Annotated in this window: 17 protein-coding genes; 9 read left to right on the top strand and 8 right to left on the bottom strand. The window is 69.7% G+C overall.

What is annotated here, in order from left to right; translation table 11 throughout:
- Window positions 1–130: 130 nt before the first annotated feature.
- The 6 genes from Q0M60_RS04250 to hemE all read right to left on the bottom strand — a co-directional run bounded on the left by Q0M60_RS04250 (window position 131) and on the right by hemE (window position 5,233).
- A complete protein-coding gene (locus Q0M60_RS04250; protein WP_296816347.1) occupies window positions 131–364 on the bottom strand; it encodes a hypothetical protein in 234 nt (77 codons plus the stop codon).
- A gap of 5 nt (window positions 365–369) precedes the next feature.
- Entirely contained in the window at window positions 370–1,119 is a 750-nt protein-coding gene (gene dapB, locus Q0M60_RS04245) for a 4-hydroxy-tetrahydrodipicolinate reductase (RefSeq protein WP_296816344.1), read from the bottom strand.
- A 15-nt stretch (window positions 1,120–1,134) separates the two neighbouring features.
- Entirely contained in the window at window positions 1,135–2,481 is a 1,347-nt protein-coding gene (gene rho, locus Q0M60_RS04240) for a transcription termination factor Rho (RefSeq protein ID WP_296816342.1), read from the bottom strand.
- Between the two features lie 220 nt (window positions 2,482–2,701).
- Window positions 2,702–3,172: a CopD family protein gene (locus tag Q0M60_RS04235; RefSeq protein ID WP_296816340.1), complete on the bottom strand. Its 471-nt coding sequence runs from the start codon at window positions 3,170–3,172 to the stop codon at window positions 2,702–2,704.
- On the bottom strand, window positions 3,169–4,197 hold the full coding sequence (gene hemH / locus Q0M60_RS04230) for a ferrochelatase (RefSeq protein WP_296816337.1): 1,029 nt from the start codon (window positions 4,195–4,197) through the stop codon (window positions 3,169–3,171). The genes Q0M60_RS04235 and hemH overlap by 4 nt, the downstream gene beginning before the upstream one ends.
- The gene (hemE, locus tag Q0M60_RS04225) at window positions 4,190–5,233 is read right to left on the bottom strand and encodes a uroporphyrinogen decarboxylase (RefSeq protein WP_296816333.1); all 1,044 of its coding nucleotides are present in this window, start codon (window positions 5,231–5,233) and stop codon (window positions 4,190–4,192) included. The genes hemH and hemE overlap by 8 nt, the downstream gene beginning before the upstream one ends.
- A gap of 425 nt (window positions 5,234–5,658) precedes the next feature.
- Here hemE and Q0M60_RS04220 point away from each other — a divergent pair, with 425 nt between their 5' ends.
- Genes Q0M60_RS04220 through dnaQ form a run of 5 tightly spaced genes read left to right on the top strand, consistent with a single transcriptional unit; the run spans window position 5,659 to window position 9,339 of the window.
- Complete coding sequence (locus tag Q0M60_RS04220; protein WP_296816330.1) at window positions 5,659–6,537, top strand: pyruvate, water dikinase regulatory protein; 879 nt, start codon at window positions 5,659–5,661, stop codon at window positions 6,535–6,537.
- Complete coding sequence (locus Q0M60_RS04215; RefSeq protein WP_296816327.1) at window positions 6,537–7,133, top strand: Maf family protein; 597 nt, start codon at window positions 6,537–6,539, stop codon at window positions 7,131–7,133. The genes Q0M60_RS04220 and Q0M60_RS04215 overlap by 1 nt, the downstream gene beginning before the upstream one ends.
- On the top strand, window positions 7,130–7,969 hold the full coding sequence (locus Q0M60_RS04210; protein WP_296816324.1) for a shikimate dehydrogenase: 840 nt from the start codon (window positions 7,130–7,132) through the stop codon (window positions 7,967–7,969). Before Q0M60_RS04215 ends, Q0M60_RS04210 begins: the two co-directional genes overlap by 4 nt.
- A complete protein-coding gene (gene coaE, locus Q0M60_RS04205) occupies window positions 7,966–8,610 on the top strand; it encodes a dephospho-CoA kinase (protein ID WP_296816321.1) in 645 nt (214 codons plus the stop codon). The genes Q0M60_RS04210 and coaE overlap by 4 nt, the downstream gene beginning before the upstream one ends.
- Window positions 8,611–8,616: 6 nt before the next feature.
- Window positions 8,617–9,339 carry a DNA polymerase III subunit epsilon gene (gene dnaQ, locus Q0M60_RS04200; RefSeq protein ID WP_296816318.1) on the top strand — a complete coding sequence of 241 codons (723 nt, stop codon included), beginning with the start codon at window positions 8,617–8,619 and terminating at the stop codon, window positions 9,337–9,339.
- Here the strand turns inward: dnaQ and secB are convergent.
- The gene (gene secB / locus Q0M60_RS04195) at window positions 9,336–9,854 is read right to left on the bottom strand and encodes a protein-export chaperone SecB (protein ID WP_296816315.1); all 519 of its coding nucleotides are present in this window, start codon (window positions 9,852–9,854) and stop codon (window positions 9,336–9,338) included. The two genes, dnaQ and secB, sit on opposite strands and share 4 nt — an antisense overlap.
- 155 nt (window positions 9,855–10,009) lie before the next feature.
- Here secB and timA point away from each other — a divergent pair, with 155 nt between their 5' ends.
- From timA to Q0M60_RS04180, 3 genes are all read left to right on the top strand, one after another.
- Window positions 10,010–10,639: a TIM44-related membrane protein TimA gene (gene timA / locus Q0M60_RS04190; protein WP_296816312.1), complete on the top strand. Its 630-nt coding sequence runs from the start codon at window positions 10,010–10,012 to the stop codon at window positions 10,637–10,639.
- Window positions 10,640–10,716: 77 nt separating this feature from the next.
- Entirely contained in the window at window positions 10,717–11,778 is a 1,062-nt protein-coding gene (locus Q0M60_RS04185; RefSeq protein ID WP_296816309.1) for an MltA domain-containing protein, read from the top strand.
- Window positions 11,779–11,809: 31 nt separating this feature from the next.
- On the top strand, window positions 11,810–12,985 hold the full coding sequence (locus Q0M60_RS04180) for an AI-2E family transporter (protein ID WP_296816307.1): 1,176 nt from the start codon (window positions 11,810–11,812) through the stop codon (window positions 12,983–12,985).
- 195 nt (window positions 12,986–13,180) lie between these two features.
- Here Q0M60_RS04180 and zapE read toward each other — a convergent pair whose 3' ends face one another.
- Window positions 13,181–14,299, bottom strand: a complete 1,119-nt coding sequence (zapE, locus tag Q0M60_RS04175; RefSeq protein ID WP_296816304.1) for a cell division protein ZapE — start codon at window positions 14,297–14,299, stop codon at window positions 13,181–13,183.
- Window positions 14,300–14,414: 115 nt separating this feature from the next.
- On the opposite strand from zapE, the gene Q0M60_RS04170 reads away from it, so the two are divergent.
- Window positions 14,415–15,353, top strand: a 939-nt coding sequence (locus Q0M60_RS04170) for an aspartate-semialdehyde dehydrogenase (RefSeq protein ID WP_296816301.1), incomplete at its 3' end; no start/stop codon positions are given.

Below are 15,353 nucleotides of genomic sequence, written 5' to 3'. Positions count from 1 at the left end.
CATCTGGATGATGCTGCTCGGCCTGTTCCTGGGCTTCGCCATCGTCATCGCGCTGTTCTTCTTAGTGAAGTCGCTGTTCGTGCGGCCCGTGCACCGGCACGCGCACTAGGATTCCGGATCGGTCGGAAGATCAGGGCGAATTGGCGCCCAGCTGCTCGAGCAGCACGTATGCAAACGCGCTCGCCCCTCCAATGATGGCCCAGACGCGAGCTGTTCGGCGCGCACGAGCGCTCTTGGCGTCAAAGGCTTCGCGCGCCTGTGGCGTCATCGGAGTCTGTTCGAAGTCGGATCTTTGAGCCCACAGGCGCAGGGTCACGCTGATGAAACCCGACACGATCGCGATGAGGACAAACAGGTCGCTCAAAACAACTAGGCCTGCCTGAACCCCAGGACGTCCTGCATGCCGTAAAGGCCGGGGGCCCGGCCGCGGGCCCACAGGGCGGCGATGACGGCGCCGCGGGCGAAAAGCTGACGGTCGCGGGCCGAGTGGGCCAGGGTTAGGATCTCGTCGTCGGCGGCGAAGATGACCTGGTGTTCGCCCACGATGCCGCCGGCGCGGATGGCGGAAAATCCGATCTGGCCCCTCACCCGCTCGTCGCCGACGCCCTCGCGCATGGGCGCGCGCACGTCCTTCAGAGCCTGTCCCCGGCCCTCGGCGGCGGCCTCGCCCAGCATGAGGGCGGTGCCGGACGGCGCGTCCCTCTTCATGCGGTGGTGGGCCTCGACCACCTCGATGTCCCAGTCGGCGGCGGGCAGGCGCTGGGCGGCCTGGGCGACGAGGCCCAGCAGCATGTTCACGCCGAGCGAGAAGTTGCCGCTCTTGACGATAGCGATGCGCTCGGCCGCCTTGTCGATCTCGGCGTCCTGCTCAGGCGTGAAGCCGGTGGCGCCGATGACCAGGGCGGGTCCGCCCGCCTCGGCGCAGCGGCGCGCCAGTTCGACCGAGGCCTCCGGCGAGGTGAAGTCGATGACCACGTCGCAGACGCTGAGGTCCGGCGTCTCGCTGCGGTCGAAGCGGCAGGGCACGACCACGTCGGGCCGGGTGTCGAGCACGGCGGAGACGGCGCGGCCCATGCGGCCGCGGGCGCCCGCCAGTCCGATGTGGATCAGCCCCGCCATGTCCCGCGGCTCCCCTTAGGTGTTCATCGACTGGAAGAATTCGCCGTTGTTCTTGGTCTGGCGCAGCTTGTCGAGCAGGAACTCGATGGCGTCCTGCGGACCCATGGGGTTGAGGATGCGGCGCAGCACATAGGTCTTGGTCAGCTGGTCGCGCGGGGTGATCAGCTCTTCCTTGCGGGTGCCGGACTTCAGCACGTCGATGGCCGGGAAGATGCGCTTGTCGGCGACCTTGCGGTCCAGGACGATTTCCGAATTACCGGTGCCCTTGAACTCTTCGAAGATGACCTCGTCCATCCGGCTGCCAGTGTCGATCAGGGCCGTGGCGATGATGGTCAGCGAACCGCCTTCCTCGATGTTGCGCGCCGCGCCGAAGAAGCGCTTGGGACGCTGGAGCGCATTGGCGTCCACGCCGCCGGTCAGCACCTTGCCCGAGGACGGGACGGTCGTGTTGTAGGCCCGGCCGAGGCGCGTCACCGAGTCCAGCAGGATGACCACGTCGCGCTTGTGCTCGACCAGGCGCTTGGCCTTTTCGATGACCATCTCGGCCACGGCCACGTGGCGCGTCGCCGGCTCGTCGAAGGTCGAGGCCACGACCTCGCCCTTCACGGTGCGCTGCATGTCGGTGACCTCCTCGGGCCGCTCGTCGATGAGCAGGACGATGAGGAAGCATTCGGGGTGGTTGGTCTCGATCGATTTGGCGATGTTCTGCAGCATCACCGTCTTGCCGACCCGCGGCGGCGCCACGATCAGGCAGCGCTGGCCCTTGCCGAGGGGCGAGACGATGTCGATCACCAGGCCCGAACGGACCTTCAGGGTCGGGTCCTGGATCTCCATGTGCAGCCGCTCGTCCGGATAGAGCGGGGTCAGGTTGTCGAAATTGACCTTGTGCCGGACGTTCTCCGGGTCCTCGAAATTGATCGAGTCGACCTTGAGCAGGGCGAAGTAGCGCTCGCCCTCGCGCGGGCCACGCACCGTGCCGTCGACCGTGTCGCCAGTCCGCAGGCCGAAGCGCTTGATCTGCGACGGGCTGACATAGATGTCGTCCGGGCCCGAGAGATAGTTCACATCCGGGCTGCGCAGGAAGCCGAAGCCGTCCTGCAGGACCTCGAGCACGCCGCCGGCGGAGATCTCCACCTCCTCGTCGGCCAGGGTCTTGAGGATGGCGAACATCAGGTCCTGCTTGCGCAGGTTGGACGCGTTTTCGACCTCCAGCTCCTCGGCGAAGGCGACGAGCTCGGCGGGGCTCTTGTCCTTGATTTCCGAGAGCGCGATGCGCTGCGGCAGGCTGACCTCGTCGCCGTTGTCGCCGTCCGTGTCGGCGTCGGCTTCGATTTCGGGGTCGATGAGGGATTCGTCGGTCATGGGTCTTCTTGCAGACGGCCGGGCCGGGTCCGGATACGGACCTCGGGCGTCAGCCTGGAAATTCTCGGCGCTCGCGCGCGGTGGGGAAGGTCGGACCTGGCCGCGTTCGAAGGAGCGATCAGAGCCGGAAAGGAGGTGGGAAGGCGGCGAATCCGTCCCGGATTTCAGCGCCTGACCAAGCAGGACCACAGGCCGGGGCGTGCGTCAAGCGCCGGCGGCCTCAGCCGAAGGTCCACTCCAGGGTCACGGACAGCACCATGACGATGGCCAGGACGAACGGAATCTCGTTGGTCATCCGCCAGAAACGGCCCGACCGGCGAGAGGTCCCGCCCGCGATCCGCTTGCGCTCGGCCATCAGATAGTGATGCCAGCCGGTCAGCAGAAGGACCCCCGCAAGCTTCACAATCATCCAGGGCTGCTGCAGGAACGACCAGTCCGAGCCTTCCCCCGAGCGGATCCAGATCAGCCAGGCGCCGAACACCCAGGCCAGCACCATGGCGGGATTGAGAATGATCTTCAGCAGGCGCAGCTGCCAGTTGCGCAGCAGGGCCCGCATCTCGGCGCGCACGGCCGAGGGGCCGTCGGCCTGTTCGGCGTCATAGGCGAACAGGCGCGGCAGAAAGAGCAGGCCCGCCACCCAGGCGATCACGGCCAGGATGTGCAGCCCTCGGGCCAGATCATAGGCGCTCATGCCGCCCTCCGTTCGGCCTGGCAGGGACAGGCCTTCCAGTCGCCCTGACAGCCGGGACCGAAGGGCGCGACACCGTTACGCCCGGCCGCCTGGCGCACCGCCTCGGACAAGGCCGCCACGAATGGGGCCGCCACGCCCACCGCCGGCGCCCGCAGATAGGGGCTGACCCCCAACTCGCCGGCCAGGTGCGCATATTCGATGTCGAGTTCGACCAGGGTCTCGATGTGCTCCGAGACGAAGGCGATCGGGACGACCACCGCGCCGACGCCGTCCACCGCAGCCTGTTCAAGGGCCTCGGGCGTCGAGGGCCCCAGCCATTTCAGCGGCCCGACGCGGCTCTGGTAGCAGATGCTCCAGTCCGACAGGCCGGCCGCGGCCGCGACGGCCGCGCAGCCGGCCTCGACCTGCTCCTGATAGGGATCGCCGCGGCCGGTGATGACCTTCTCGGGCACTCCGTGGGCGGAGAAGAGCACCCGCACGGGCCAGTCGCCCGCCTCGGCCAGCTTTTCGCGGATCGCGGCCGCCTGGGCTTCGATCCAGCCCGCGGCCTGCGGATAGCAGCAGACGGCGCTCACCTCGCCGGGCCCCCGGTAGGCCTCACGCCAGGCTTTCAACGAGGAGCCTGTCGTTGTCGTGGAGAACTGCGGGTAGAGCGGAAGCAGCACCACCCGGTCGGGCGCGAAGGCCTCGACCTCGCGGGCGGTCTCCTCGGTCAGCGGCCGCCAGTAGCGCATGGCGATGAAGACCCGGGCCCCCGGCAGCTCGGACTGCAGCGCCGCTTCCAGCGCGGCGGCCTGTTTCCGGGTTTCAGGGAGCAGGGGCGAGCCGCCGCCCATCAACGCGTAGTTGGCCTGGGCGGACTTTTCGCGCCGCTTGGCGATCAGCCAGGCGAGCGGCAGGCGAAGGAAGCCCGGCAGGTCGATGATGGCCGGGTCCGAGAACAGGTTCTGGAGGAAGGGCCGAACCGTCGCCTGGTCGTCCGGCCCGCCGAGATTGAACAGGACGACGGCGACCCGCTCAGCCATGGGCCTTGATCCGGCCGAGCACCTGCTCGACGTGGGCGATCGGCGTGTCCGGCAGGATGCCGTGGCCGAGATTAAACACCCAGGGCCCGTCGCCCCAGGCCTGGAGCAGTTGGTCGACGCGGCGGTCGAGCCGTTCGCCGCCGGCGCACAGCAGCAGCGGATCGAGCGCGCCCTGGATCGGCTTGATGGCCTGAACGCGCCGGCCGACCTCCAGGGGACAGGCGGTGTCGAGCCCCACGGCCTGGACATCGACCTCGGCCGCATAGCGCTCGGCCAGCGCCGCCGAGCCGCGCGGGAAGCCGATCAGCGGAACCGTCACGCGCAGCTCCCGCACACGCGCGACCAGCTTCTGGTGAGGCTTCAGGACCAGGGTCTCGAACAGGTCGTCCGGCATGCCCTCCGCCCAGCTCTCGAAGATCTGCAGCGCCTGGGCGCCGGCGGAGGCCTGCATCTTCAGGTACCAGGCGGTGGCTTCGACCAGCACCTCCAGCAGGGCCTCGACCTTCTGGGGCTCAGCGTAGGCGTAGGTCCGGGCGTTGGCGCGCTCGCCCTTGCCGATGGTCCGGGCCTCGCCGTCCAGCATGTAGGTCGCCACCGTCCAGGGCGCGCCAGCAAAGCCGATCAGGGCCTTGTCGGGCGTCAGTTCGGCCCGCACCCGCGTCAGGGTCTCGCCGACCTGGGACAGGGCCCGGCCCGCGTCCTCGACCCGCGAGCGCATGGCCGCGATCTCCGGCAGGGCGCCGAGCCGTGGGCCTTCGCCGGCCTCGAACCAGACATCCTGGCCGAGCGCGCCCGGGATCAGCAGGATGTCGGCGACGACGATCGCCGCATCGAAGGGCAATCGCCGGAGCGGCTGTAGCGTCGCCTCGGCCGCCATCTCCGGGTTCAGGCAGAAGGCGATGAAGTCGGGCGCTTGGGCCCTGAGCGCCCGGTACTCCGGCAGGTACCGGCCCGCCTGACGCATGAACCAGACCGGAGGGCTGGACTGCCGCTCGCCGCTCAGGACGCGCAGGAAGGGCGAGGGCTCGGACTGCATGACGGCCTCTTAGGGCGCCCGCCGAGCAAGGCTCAATCCCTCTCAAGAAAGAAGGATTCGAAGAAGGTGGTGAAGAGTCGTTGGAGGCAGGCGCCGCGGGGATAGGTCGGGGCCGTCCGACCGCGGCGCCCCGGCTCCCCACAGGCTTTCAAGACAGTTCGAGGCGAAATCCAAAGACTTGGGGACCGTGTGGAAAGTTAATGAAGGGTTAAGGATTCCTTACCGAAATCCTAACGCGGCCTTAACGCCCCGCTGGGCGCCGTCGTGAACGATTGATGTTTGTCCGGGACGTGGGGCGGACCGGTTTCGGCCCGTCGCGCGGCGCGTGGAAAAACCCGCCGCCTGTCCACCCTCTTCCCGGATGCAAGGCCGACGCCGCCGCGCTAGGGTCGCCTCTCCCACTTCGGCGCCCAGGCGAGCCCAGATTGTCCACAACGGAACCCCAGAAATCGGAAGCGCCGTCCAAGCGGCTGGCGACCTATTTCCACGTCCACCTCGTCTCGGATTCGACCGGCGAGACCCTCAACGCCATGGCCAAGGCGGTGGTGGCGCGCTTCGAGGGCGTCATCCCGATCGAGCACATCTACGCCCTGATCCGCTCGCCCAAGCAGCTCGAGCGGGTGCTGGAGGAGATCGAGTCCCAGCCAGGCATCGTGCTGCACACCCTGGTCGATCCCGAACTGCGCGACATGCTGGAGAAGGGCTGCCGTAAGCTCGACATGCCGCAGATGGGCGCGCTCGACCCGCTGGTCGGAGCCCTGTCCGGCTATCTCGGCGCGGCCCTGTCGAGCCGGGTGGGCGCCCAGCACGCGCTGGACCACGACTATTTCAACCGGATGGGCGCGCTCGACTTCGCCATCCACCACGACGACGGCCAGGGGCTGATGGAGCTCGAAAGGGCCGACGTGGTGCTGGTCGGCGTCAGCCGGACCTCCAAGACCCCGACCTGCGTCTATCTCGCCCACCGCGGCGTGCGGGCGGCCAATGTGCCGCTGGTGCCGGGGCAGGACCCGTCACCGGTGCTGTCGGACCTGAAAAATCCCCTGGTTGTGGGCTTGGTCGTCTCACCGGACCGGCTGGTGCAGATCCGGCGCAACCGCCTGATGAGCCTCGGCGACGACCGCGAGACCTCCTACGTCGACCTCGACGCCGTACGCGAGGAGACCGTGCGGGCCCGGCGGCTGTTCGAAAGGCTCGGCTGGCCGGTCATCGACGTCAGCCGACGCTCGGTGGAGGAGACCGCCGCCCAGGTCATCAACCTGATCAACGAGCGCCGCTCCGGGCGGCTGGGGTCGCCGGCCTGATGTCCGTGCTGGTCCTCGCCTCGCGCAGCGCCGCGCGCCGGGCCATGCTCGAGGCCGCCGGCGTCAGCGCCGACCTCGACCCGGCCGATGTCGACGAGGCGGCGCTGAAGGATCGCCTGCTGGCCGGGGGTCGGTCTCCGCTGCAGGTCGCCGAGGCCCTGGCGGCGGAAAAGGCGTTGGCGGTGTCGCGCCGCGCCCCGGGCAGGCTGGTGCTGGGCGCCGACCAGACGTTGGACCAGGACGGAGTCCTCTTCGACAAGGCGCCGGACCTCTCCGAGGCGGCCGAACGGCTGCGGGGCTTTTCTGGCCGCGAGCACCGTCTGCATTCGGCCGCCGCCATCGCCCTAGACGGCGATTTGATCTGGACGGCCGTCGACACCGCGCGGCTGAAGGTCCGGAACCTCAGCGAGGACTTCATCCAGGCCTATGTCGCCCGGAACCAGGAGGCCGCCTTGTCCTCGGTCGGCGGCTACTGGCTCGAGGCCGAGGGCGCCCAGCTGTTCGAGCGGGTGGAGGGCGACTATTTCACCGTGCTCGGCCTGCCCCTGCTGTCGCTGCTGGGCTTCCTGCGCGAGCGCGGAGCCCTGCCGTCATGAGCGCCTTCAGCGGAGCCGCGCGCGTCGCGGGCGTTGTGGGCCGGCCGATCGCCCATTCGCTGAGCCCGGCGATCCACAACGCCTGGATCGCTGCCGCAGGGCTCGACGCCGTCTATGTGCCGCTGGCGCCTGAGGACGAGGCGGGCTTCGACCGGCTGGTGCGCGCCTGCCGGGGCGGGGTGCTGGCGGGGCTGAACGTCACCGCCCCGTTCAAGGAGCGGGCGCTCGCCCTCGCCGACGATCCCGATCCCGTCGCGCTCAGGGCGGGCTCGGCCAACTTGCTGATCTTTCACGCCGATGGCGCCTGCGAGGCGCGCAGCACCGACGGCCAAGGCCTGATCGCCGCCTTCGCCGAACAGGCGCCCGGCCACGACCTGATGGGCGGACCCACCGTCATCCTGGGCGCCGGCGGAGCGGCCCGTGCGGCGGCGGCGGCCCTGCTGGACGCGGGCGTTCCCGAAGTCCGCATCGTCAACCGCACCCAGGCGCGCGCCGAGGAGTTGGTCTTCCACCTGAAGGGTCCAACCCACGCTTTCGCCCTGGCCGAGGCGGCCCGCGCCTTCGACGGCGCCTGGACCCTGGTCAATGCGGCGGTCGGCGGGCCCACGCCGCCGCTCGACGGCCTCAGGCCCGACGCCGCCGTCATGGACATGAACTACCGGCCGCTGCGCACAGGCCTGCTGCGCGCCGCCGAGGCGGCCGGCCATCCGACGGTTGACGGGCTTTCAATGTTGATCGGCCAGGCTCAACCCTCGTTCGAGGCCCTGTTTGGCCAGGCGCCGCCCGCGATTGACGTGCGCGCGGTGGCGCTTGAGGCCATGGAACGGGCCGGATGATCCTGCTCGGCCTCACCGGCTCGATCGGCATGGGCAAGTCGACCACGCTCGACCTGTTCGCCGCCGAGGGCTGTCCGGTGTGGAGCGCCGACGCGGCCGTGCATCGCCTCTATGCGCCGGGCGGAGCCGGGGTCGGTCCGGTCGAGGCCCTGTTTCCAGGCGTGACCGTTGCAGGCGGGATCGACCGCAGCCGCCTGTCGAAGGCCATCCACGGCGACCCGGCCGCCTTCGCCCGGCTGGAGGGCGTGGTCCATCCGCTGGTGCGCGAGGACCGCAAGCGCTGGCTGGACGAGGTGCGCCATGGGGCGGCGCCCGTGGCGGTGGTGGACGTGCCCCTGCTGTTCGAGACGGGCGCCGAGGCCGAGGTGGACGCCGTCGTGGTCGCCAGCGCCCCGCCGGAGATCCAACGCCAGCGCGTGCTCGCCCGGCCAGGCATGACGCAGGCCCGGCTCGACGAGATCCTGGCGCTCCAGCTGCACGACGCCGAGAAGCGCGAACGCGCCGACTTCGTCATCGACACCTCAAAGGGGTTAAACTCGGCCCGCGACCAGGTCCGGGCCATCCTGGCGGAGGTCACCCACAAGGATTGGGCGCCGCGTCGTCCCGCCACGCTTTTCTCCGAGGGCGAACGGGGCGAATAAGGGCCGATGTCCCGCGAAATCGTCCTCGACACGGAAACCACCGGCTTCGACCCGCGCCAGGGCCACCGGATGGTCGAGATCGGCTGCATCGAGCTGGACGGCCTGCTGCCGACGGGCCGGTCCTTCCACACCCTGATCAACCCCGAGCGACACATCGACGACGAGGTCGTCCGAGTCCACGGCGTGACCAACGAGAAGGTCAAGGACGCGCCCTGCTTCCGCGACGTGGCCGACCAGCTGCACGACTTCATCGGCGACGCGCCGGTCGTGGCGCACAACGCCGGCTTTGACCGCGCCTTCGTGAACTATGAGCTGGGTCTGTGCGGGCGGCTGGAGATCCACGTGGACCGCTGGGTCGACACCCTGGGCCTGGCCCAGAAGCGCTTTCCGGGCATGGCCAATTCGCTCGACGCCCTGTGCAAGCGGTTCAAGATATCGCTGGCCGAACGGACCCTGCACGGCGCCCTGATCGACGCGCGTCTCCTGGCCTCGGTCTATCTGGAACTGCGCGGCGGCCGCGAGCGGAGCCTCGATCTCGCCAGCGACGCCATCCGCAACGGCGTGGCGGCGGTGAAGGCCTCGGCCTACGGCCCGCGTCCGCGCCCGCTCGCGCCGCTGTCGACGGCCGAAGAGCGCGACCGCCACGCGGCTTTCCTGAGGAGCGTGCTCGCCGACACCTCGCTCTGGGGGCGCTGGGCCCCCGAGCTTGGCAAGTCGGAAGAGGCCTAGGCCTCTCCGGCCGGCGGGGTCTGCTTGAGCACCTCGCCCTGCTGCTTGCGCGACACATAGATGGCGGCGAAGTCGAGCGGATCGAGCTGGAAGGGCGGATAGAAGCCGCCGTCCGCGGTGCAGCGCGACACGATCTCGCGCGCGAACGGGAACAGCATGCGCGGGCATTCGATCAGCAGGAACGGCTCCATCTGGGAGTCGGGAATGCCGCTGATCTGGAAAACGCCGCCATAGACCAGCTCGACCTGGAACATCGGCTGTTCCTCGAGCTTGGCGCCGACCGACAGCTTGAGTTCGACCTCGAACAGGCCGTCCGGCCGGCCCTTGGCGTTCATCTCGACGCCCATGTCGATGGCGGGCTTGCCGTCGATGCGCAGGCTCTCGGGCGCACGCGGGTTCTCGAACGAAAGGTCGCGGACGTACTGGGCGAGGATCCGCATTTGCGGGCCCTGGGGTTGACCCTGGGGCTGGCCCTCGGGTTGGGCACCGGCGTCGGCCGGGGGCTGGTCGGTCATGGAAGTCTCGGAAAACTGTGGAATCTGGCTCGGCGGGCGCTCGGCATGGCCGGGCCAGGGCGAACGGCGGCTGCTATCACGTAAGGGCTTGGCCGCGCAACGGCGGCGCCCGGCCCGCCTTGCGCTCGCCGGGTTTGATGCTTACTCGAAGGCCCGTGAGCGAGCTTCCCATAGAACTGATCGTCTTCGCCCTGGCGGCGGCCGTGCTGCTGTTCCTGCTCTACAATGTGCTGGGCAAGAAGGTGGGCCGGCAGCCGGAGGATGTGGTCCAGCCCGCGCCGGCGGCGACGCCACAGACGACCCAGCAAAGCCCGCAGGCCCAGTTCGGGCCGTCGCTTGATCCAGCGGCGGCCGAGGGCGCGGCCCAGCTGAAGGCCAGGGACCCGGCCTTCGAACCCTCGAAATTCCTCGACGGCGCCCGCCAGGCCTATGAGACGATCGTCACGGCCTATGCGGCCGGCGACCGGGACACGCTCAAGCCGCTCCTGGCGCCGCGCGTGGCCGAGTCCTTCAACGCCGGCATCGCCGCGCGCGAGGAGACCGGCCGCAGAGAACAGGCCGAACTGACCCACCCGCCGCGCGCCGACCTCGACCACGTTGAGGTTCACGGCGATCTGGCCAGGGCCCGCGTTCGTTTTCTGGCCGAGGTGCGCAGCCGCATCGAGCAGGACGGCGTCTCGACCCAGGAGGAGCGCCGCACCGCCGAGCTGTGGACCTTCGAGCGCCGCATCGGCGCGAGCGATCCCAATTGGGTTCTGGCCAAGGTGGAGGCGGCCACGGCGTGAGGCGGTCCGGCCTAGGACTGCTTGTCGCCGGACTGATCCTGGCCGGATGCGCGACCCCCGTCGCGCCGCTTCCGCCGATGCCTCCGGCCGAACCCGGCGCCCCGTCCGTCACGCCGCCACCGCCTCGGCGGTCGGGCCCGACGCCCGCCGACCTGCCCGGCTGGGCGGGCGAGGATCATCTTGCCGCCCTCCGCGCCTGGAGCGGTGTCTGCGGTTCGGCGCGGGACGAGGCCTATCGGCCCGCCTGCGACGCCGCCCGGGCCCAGCCGCCGGGCGACGCCGCGGCCGCGCGCAGCTTCTTCGAGACCTGGTTTGTGATCGAGCGCGGTGAGGCGCAGGGCGTGCTGACCGCCTATTTCGCGCCCGAATACGAGGCCCGCAGCGTGGCCTCGGCGGAATTCTCGGCCCCCGTCCTGGCCCGGCCCGACGACCTGATGGTTGAGACCCTGAGCGACGCGCCGCCCCGCGTCATGCGGCGCGGGACCGACGGCGCGACGTCGCCCTACCCGGCGCGCGCCGCGATCGAGGCCGCCCCACCCTCGCAAACCCTGGCCTGGATGCGTCCCGAGGACCTGTTCTTCATGCAGATCCAGGGATCCGGCTACCTCACCTTCGAGGACGGAGCCCGCGCGCGCGCAGCGTTCGCCGCTCACAACGGCCATGGCTTCGTCGGCATCGCCAGGCCTATGGCCGAGCAGGGCCTGCTGCCGCAGAACGGAACCTCGGGCGAGGCCATCCGCGCCTGGCTGGCGGCGCATCGCGGGCCGGAGGCCGACGCGGTGATGGACCTCAATCCGCGCTACGTCTTCTTCGCCCTCCAGCCCGACGACGGCGGGCATCCGCTTGGCGCCGCAGGCGTTCCGCTGCCGCCCGCCCGCGCGGTCGCCATAGACCCGGCCCACTGGACCTACGGCGATCTGATCTGGATCGACGCGCCCCAGGGCGACCTCATCGGCGCCGAGCGCAGCTATCGCGGCCTGGTCACGGCGCTGGACACCGGCGGCGCCATCCGGGGCCCTGTCCGCGCCGACCTCTATCTCGGCCGCGGGGACGCCGCCGGTCTTGCGGCCGGCCGTGTCCGTCACCCCTTGCGCATGTGGCGGCTGACGCCACGCCCGGCGTCTCCGGCTGCCGATTGACCGCGCGGGCCGGGCGGCGGAAGCTGACGCCATGGCGCTGAAACTTCCCAAGCTCCGCATGCGCAGCGCGCGTCCCGAGGCGGCGCCGCCTCCGCCCGAGCCGCCGCGGCCCCCGGAAAGCTCGACCGTCCTGCGCAACGCGACGGCCCTGATCGCGGTGATCGTCGCCGGCGCGGCGCTCTACTGGCTTCGGGACATCGTCACGCCGCTGGCCATGGCGATCTTCCTGCTCATCATGATCGAGGGCCTGACGCGCTGGGTGGAGGAAAGGTTCCGCCTCCCGGGCTGGGCGGTCGCCCCGGTGTCCCTGACCCTTATCCTGCTAGGCTTCGCCGGCTCGATCTGGGTCATCATTGACGGCCTGGCCGGGATCATCACCCAGGCCTCGAGCATCGGGGTTCGCGTCAATGCGATCATCGCCGACGTGGCCGGCCTGTTCGAGGTGGCTGTGCCGCCGACCGCGACTGATCTGCTCACCCGTTTCGACCTGGCGAGCCTGGCGGGCCAGGCCGCCCTGACGACCCAGTCCGTGTTCGGAGGCGCCTTCTTCGCCCTCGTCTATCTGGCTTTCCTGCTGGCGGCCAAGGGCAGCTTCCGCAAGAAGATCGTGGCGCTGTTTCCACTGCGCGACGACCGCCAGGAGGCGCTGCAGGTCTTCGAGCGCATGCGCGGCGGGGTCGAGGGCTATCTCTGGGTCCAGACCATCACCGGCCTGATGATCTCGGCCGCGGCCTGGCTCGTCATGGTGCTGGTCGGCCTGGACAACGCCCTGTTCTGGGCGTTCCTCATCTTCCTGGTCGGCTACATCCCGGTCATCGGCGGGGCGATCGCGGGGCTGGCGCCGCCGCTGTTCGCGCTCGTCCAGTTCGACACCTACTGGCAGCCGATCGCGCTTCTGGTCGCGCTCCAGACCATCCTCTTCATCGTCGGCAACTTCATCCAGCCGCGCATGCAGGGCGACAACCAGAACATCGATCCGGTCGCGGTCCTGCTGTTCCTGGCGCTGTGGAGCGCGCTGTGGGGCGTGGCGGGGGCCTTCCTGTCGACGCCCATCGCCGTGGCCATCATGGCGATCACCGCCGAGTTCCGTGGCACGCGCTGGATCGCGGTGCTGCTGTCCGGCGACGGCGATCCCTATCCGGACGATCCCGAGGACCGCCGACTGATCGCCGACGCCAAGGCCGAGAGGGCGGCGCGCGCCCGCTGATCACGTTTTCGTGATTGGGGGACTTTAAGTCCGGGGCGGCGTTCCTACATCTGTTCCAGACTGGCGACCCGCCCCCTCCCCCCGAAGGGTCGCCGGACAGGCGGCCGGGCCCGTCCCCCCCGATCCGGCCGCCACATTACCTCGGTCCGCCCTTCCCCCCGAGCGGCCCGAACACCCAAGGAGCCGCCGGCCGCCTCAGGCGCCGGCGGTTTTCTTTTGCCCGGCCAGCTCCAGCCAGTCCGCCGAACGCATCTCATGCAGGCGCGATACGGTGCGCTCGAACTCGAAGGCGCCGGTCCCTTGCGGATACAGCGCCCCTGGCTCGGCCTCGGCCAGGACGACCAGCCGGGTCCCTGCTTCGTAGAGGGCGTCGATCAGGGTGACGAAGCGCCGCGCCGCCTCCTTCCTCTCGGGCGAGAGGCGCGGAACGCCCTCCAGGAACAGGGTGTGGAAGCGCTCGGCTAGGGCGAGGTAGTCCGAGGCGCCCAGCGGCCGGTCGCACAGTTCGATGAAGGTGGCGCGCGCCAGGCCGCCGGCCGTGCGATCGAGCACCGTGCGCCGCCCCGACACCTCCAGCACCGAGGGGCTCTCCTCGGCCTCGCCGCGGATGTCCGCCCACAGGCGCTCGAAGGCGTCCCGTTGGTCCGGCGTGAACCAGGCCGGGGCGCGCCTCAGCCGCTCCAGCCGCCAGTCGCGCTCGCCGGTGAGCTCGACCACGCGGCAGCGCTCCCGGATCAGGTCGATGAAGGGCACGAACAGCTGGCGGTTGATTCCCTCCTTGTAGAGGTCCTCCGGCGCCCGGTTCGAGGTCGCCACCAGCACCACGTCCAGTTCGAACAGGGCCTCGAACAGCCGGCCCAGGATCATGGCGTCGGCGATGTCGGTGACCTGCAGTTCGTCGAAACAGAGCAGGCGGCTCTCCCGCGCGATCAGCTCGGCCAGCGGCCGGATCGGATCGTCGCCCTTGGCCGTGCCGAACAGGGCCTTGCGCTCGGCGGTGTCACCGTTGCGCCAGACGCGGATGCGGTCGTGCACCTGGGCCATGAAGGCGTGGAAGTGCGCTCGCCGCTTGGGCTCGACCGCCACATGGGCGCAGAAAAGGTCCATCAGCAGCGACTTGCCGCGCCCGGGCGGGCCGTGGAGGTACAGGCCCTGGATCGGCTCCGGCGCCTTGAACAGCCGCGGCCGCCGCTTCCTGGACAGGTCCCGCTCGACCCGCGCGAGGGCCTCGATCACCGGCTTCTGGCTCGGATCGGGCTCCAGCCGCCCCTCGGCGATCAGTCGGTCGTAGGCGGCGCGGAGCGAAGACGTCATCGTTCCCGGGCTTAACGGCGTCATCCCGCTTCTCAAAGCGTTGCATGCCGCGCCGGAAGGCCTAATTGCGGGGCGGGCCGCCCGATGCGCGCTGCGGCCTTCCAGGAGACTTTCTATGGGCTATCGCCTCGCCGTGGTGGGCGCCACCGGCAATGTCGGCCGCGAGATGATGGAAATCCTCGACGAGCTGAAGTTCCCGGTCGACGAGATCCACGCCGTCGCCTCGCGCAAGTCGCAGGGCGTCGAGGTCTCCTTCGGCGACCGCACCCTGAAGTGCCAGAACCTGGAGACCTTCGACTTTTCCAAGGTCGACATCGTGCTGATGAGCGCCGGCGGCGACGTCAGCCGCGAATGGTCCGAAAAGATCGGCAAGCAGGGCCCCATCGTCATCGACAACTCGTCCGCCTTCCGCATGGACCCGGACGTGCCGCTGATCGTGCCGGAGGTGAACCCCGACGCCATCCACATGGCGAAGCGCAAGAACATCATCGCCAACCCGAACTGCTCCACGGCCCAGCTGGTGGTGGCGCTCAAGCCCCTGCATGACGCCGCGCGCATCAAGCGGGCGGTGGTCGCGACCTATCAGTCGGTCTCCGGCACCGGCAAGGCGGCCATGGACGAGCTGTGGACCCAGACCAAGGCCATCTACGGCCTCGGCGACGCGACGCCCAAGGTCTATCCCAAGCAGATCGCCTTCAACGTCCTGCCCTTCGCCGGCGACCTGAAGGACGACGGCTACACCTCCGAGGAAGAGAAGATGTGGCGTGAGACCCACAAGATCCTCGACCCGGACATCAAACTGACCGTCACTTGCGTGCGGGTGCCCGTCTTCGTCGGCCACTCGGAAGCCGTGAACCTCGAGTTCGAAGACCCGATGGACGCCGAGGACGCGCGCGAAATCCTGCGCGAGGCACCGGGCGTGCTGGTGGTCGACAAGCCCGAGGACGACGGCTGGGTCACGCCGGTCGAGGCGGCGGGCGACTTCGCCGTCTTCGTCTCGCGCATCCGCAATGACCCCACCGTCGAGAACGGCCTGAACCTCTGGGTCGTGTCG

It is taken from the genome of Brevundimonas sp., from assembly GCF_024711105.1.
Lineage (GTDB): Bacteria > Pseudomonadota > Alphaproteobacteria > Caulobacterales > Caulobacteraceae > Brevundimonas.
The sequence above is the reverse complement of the archived record's forward strand: the minus strand, read 5'-3'. Positions and strand labels throughout refer to the sequence as shown.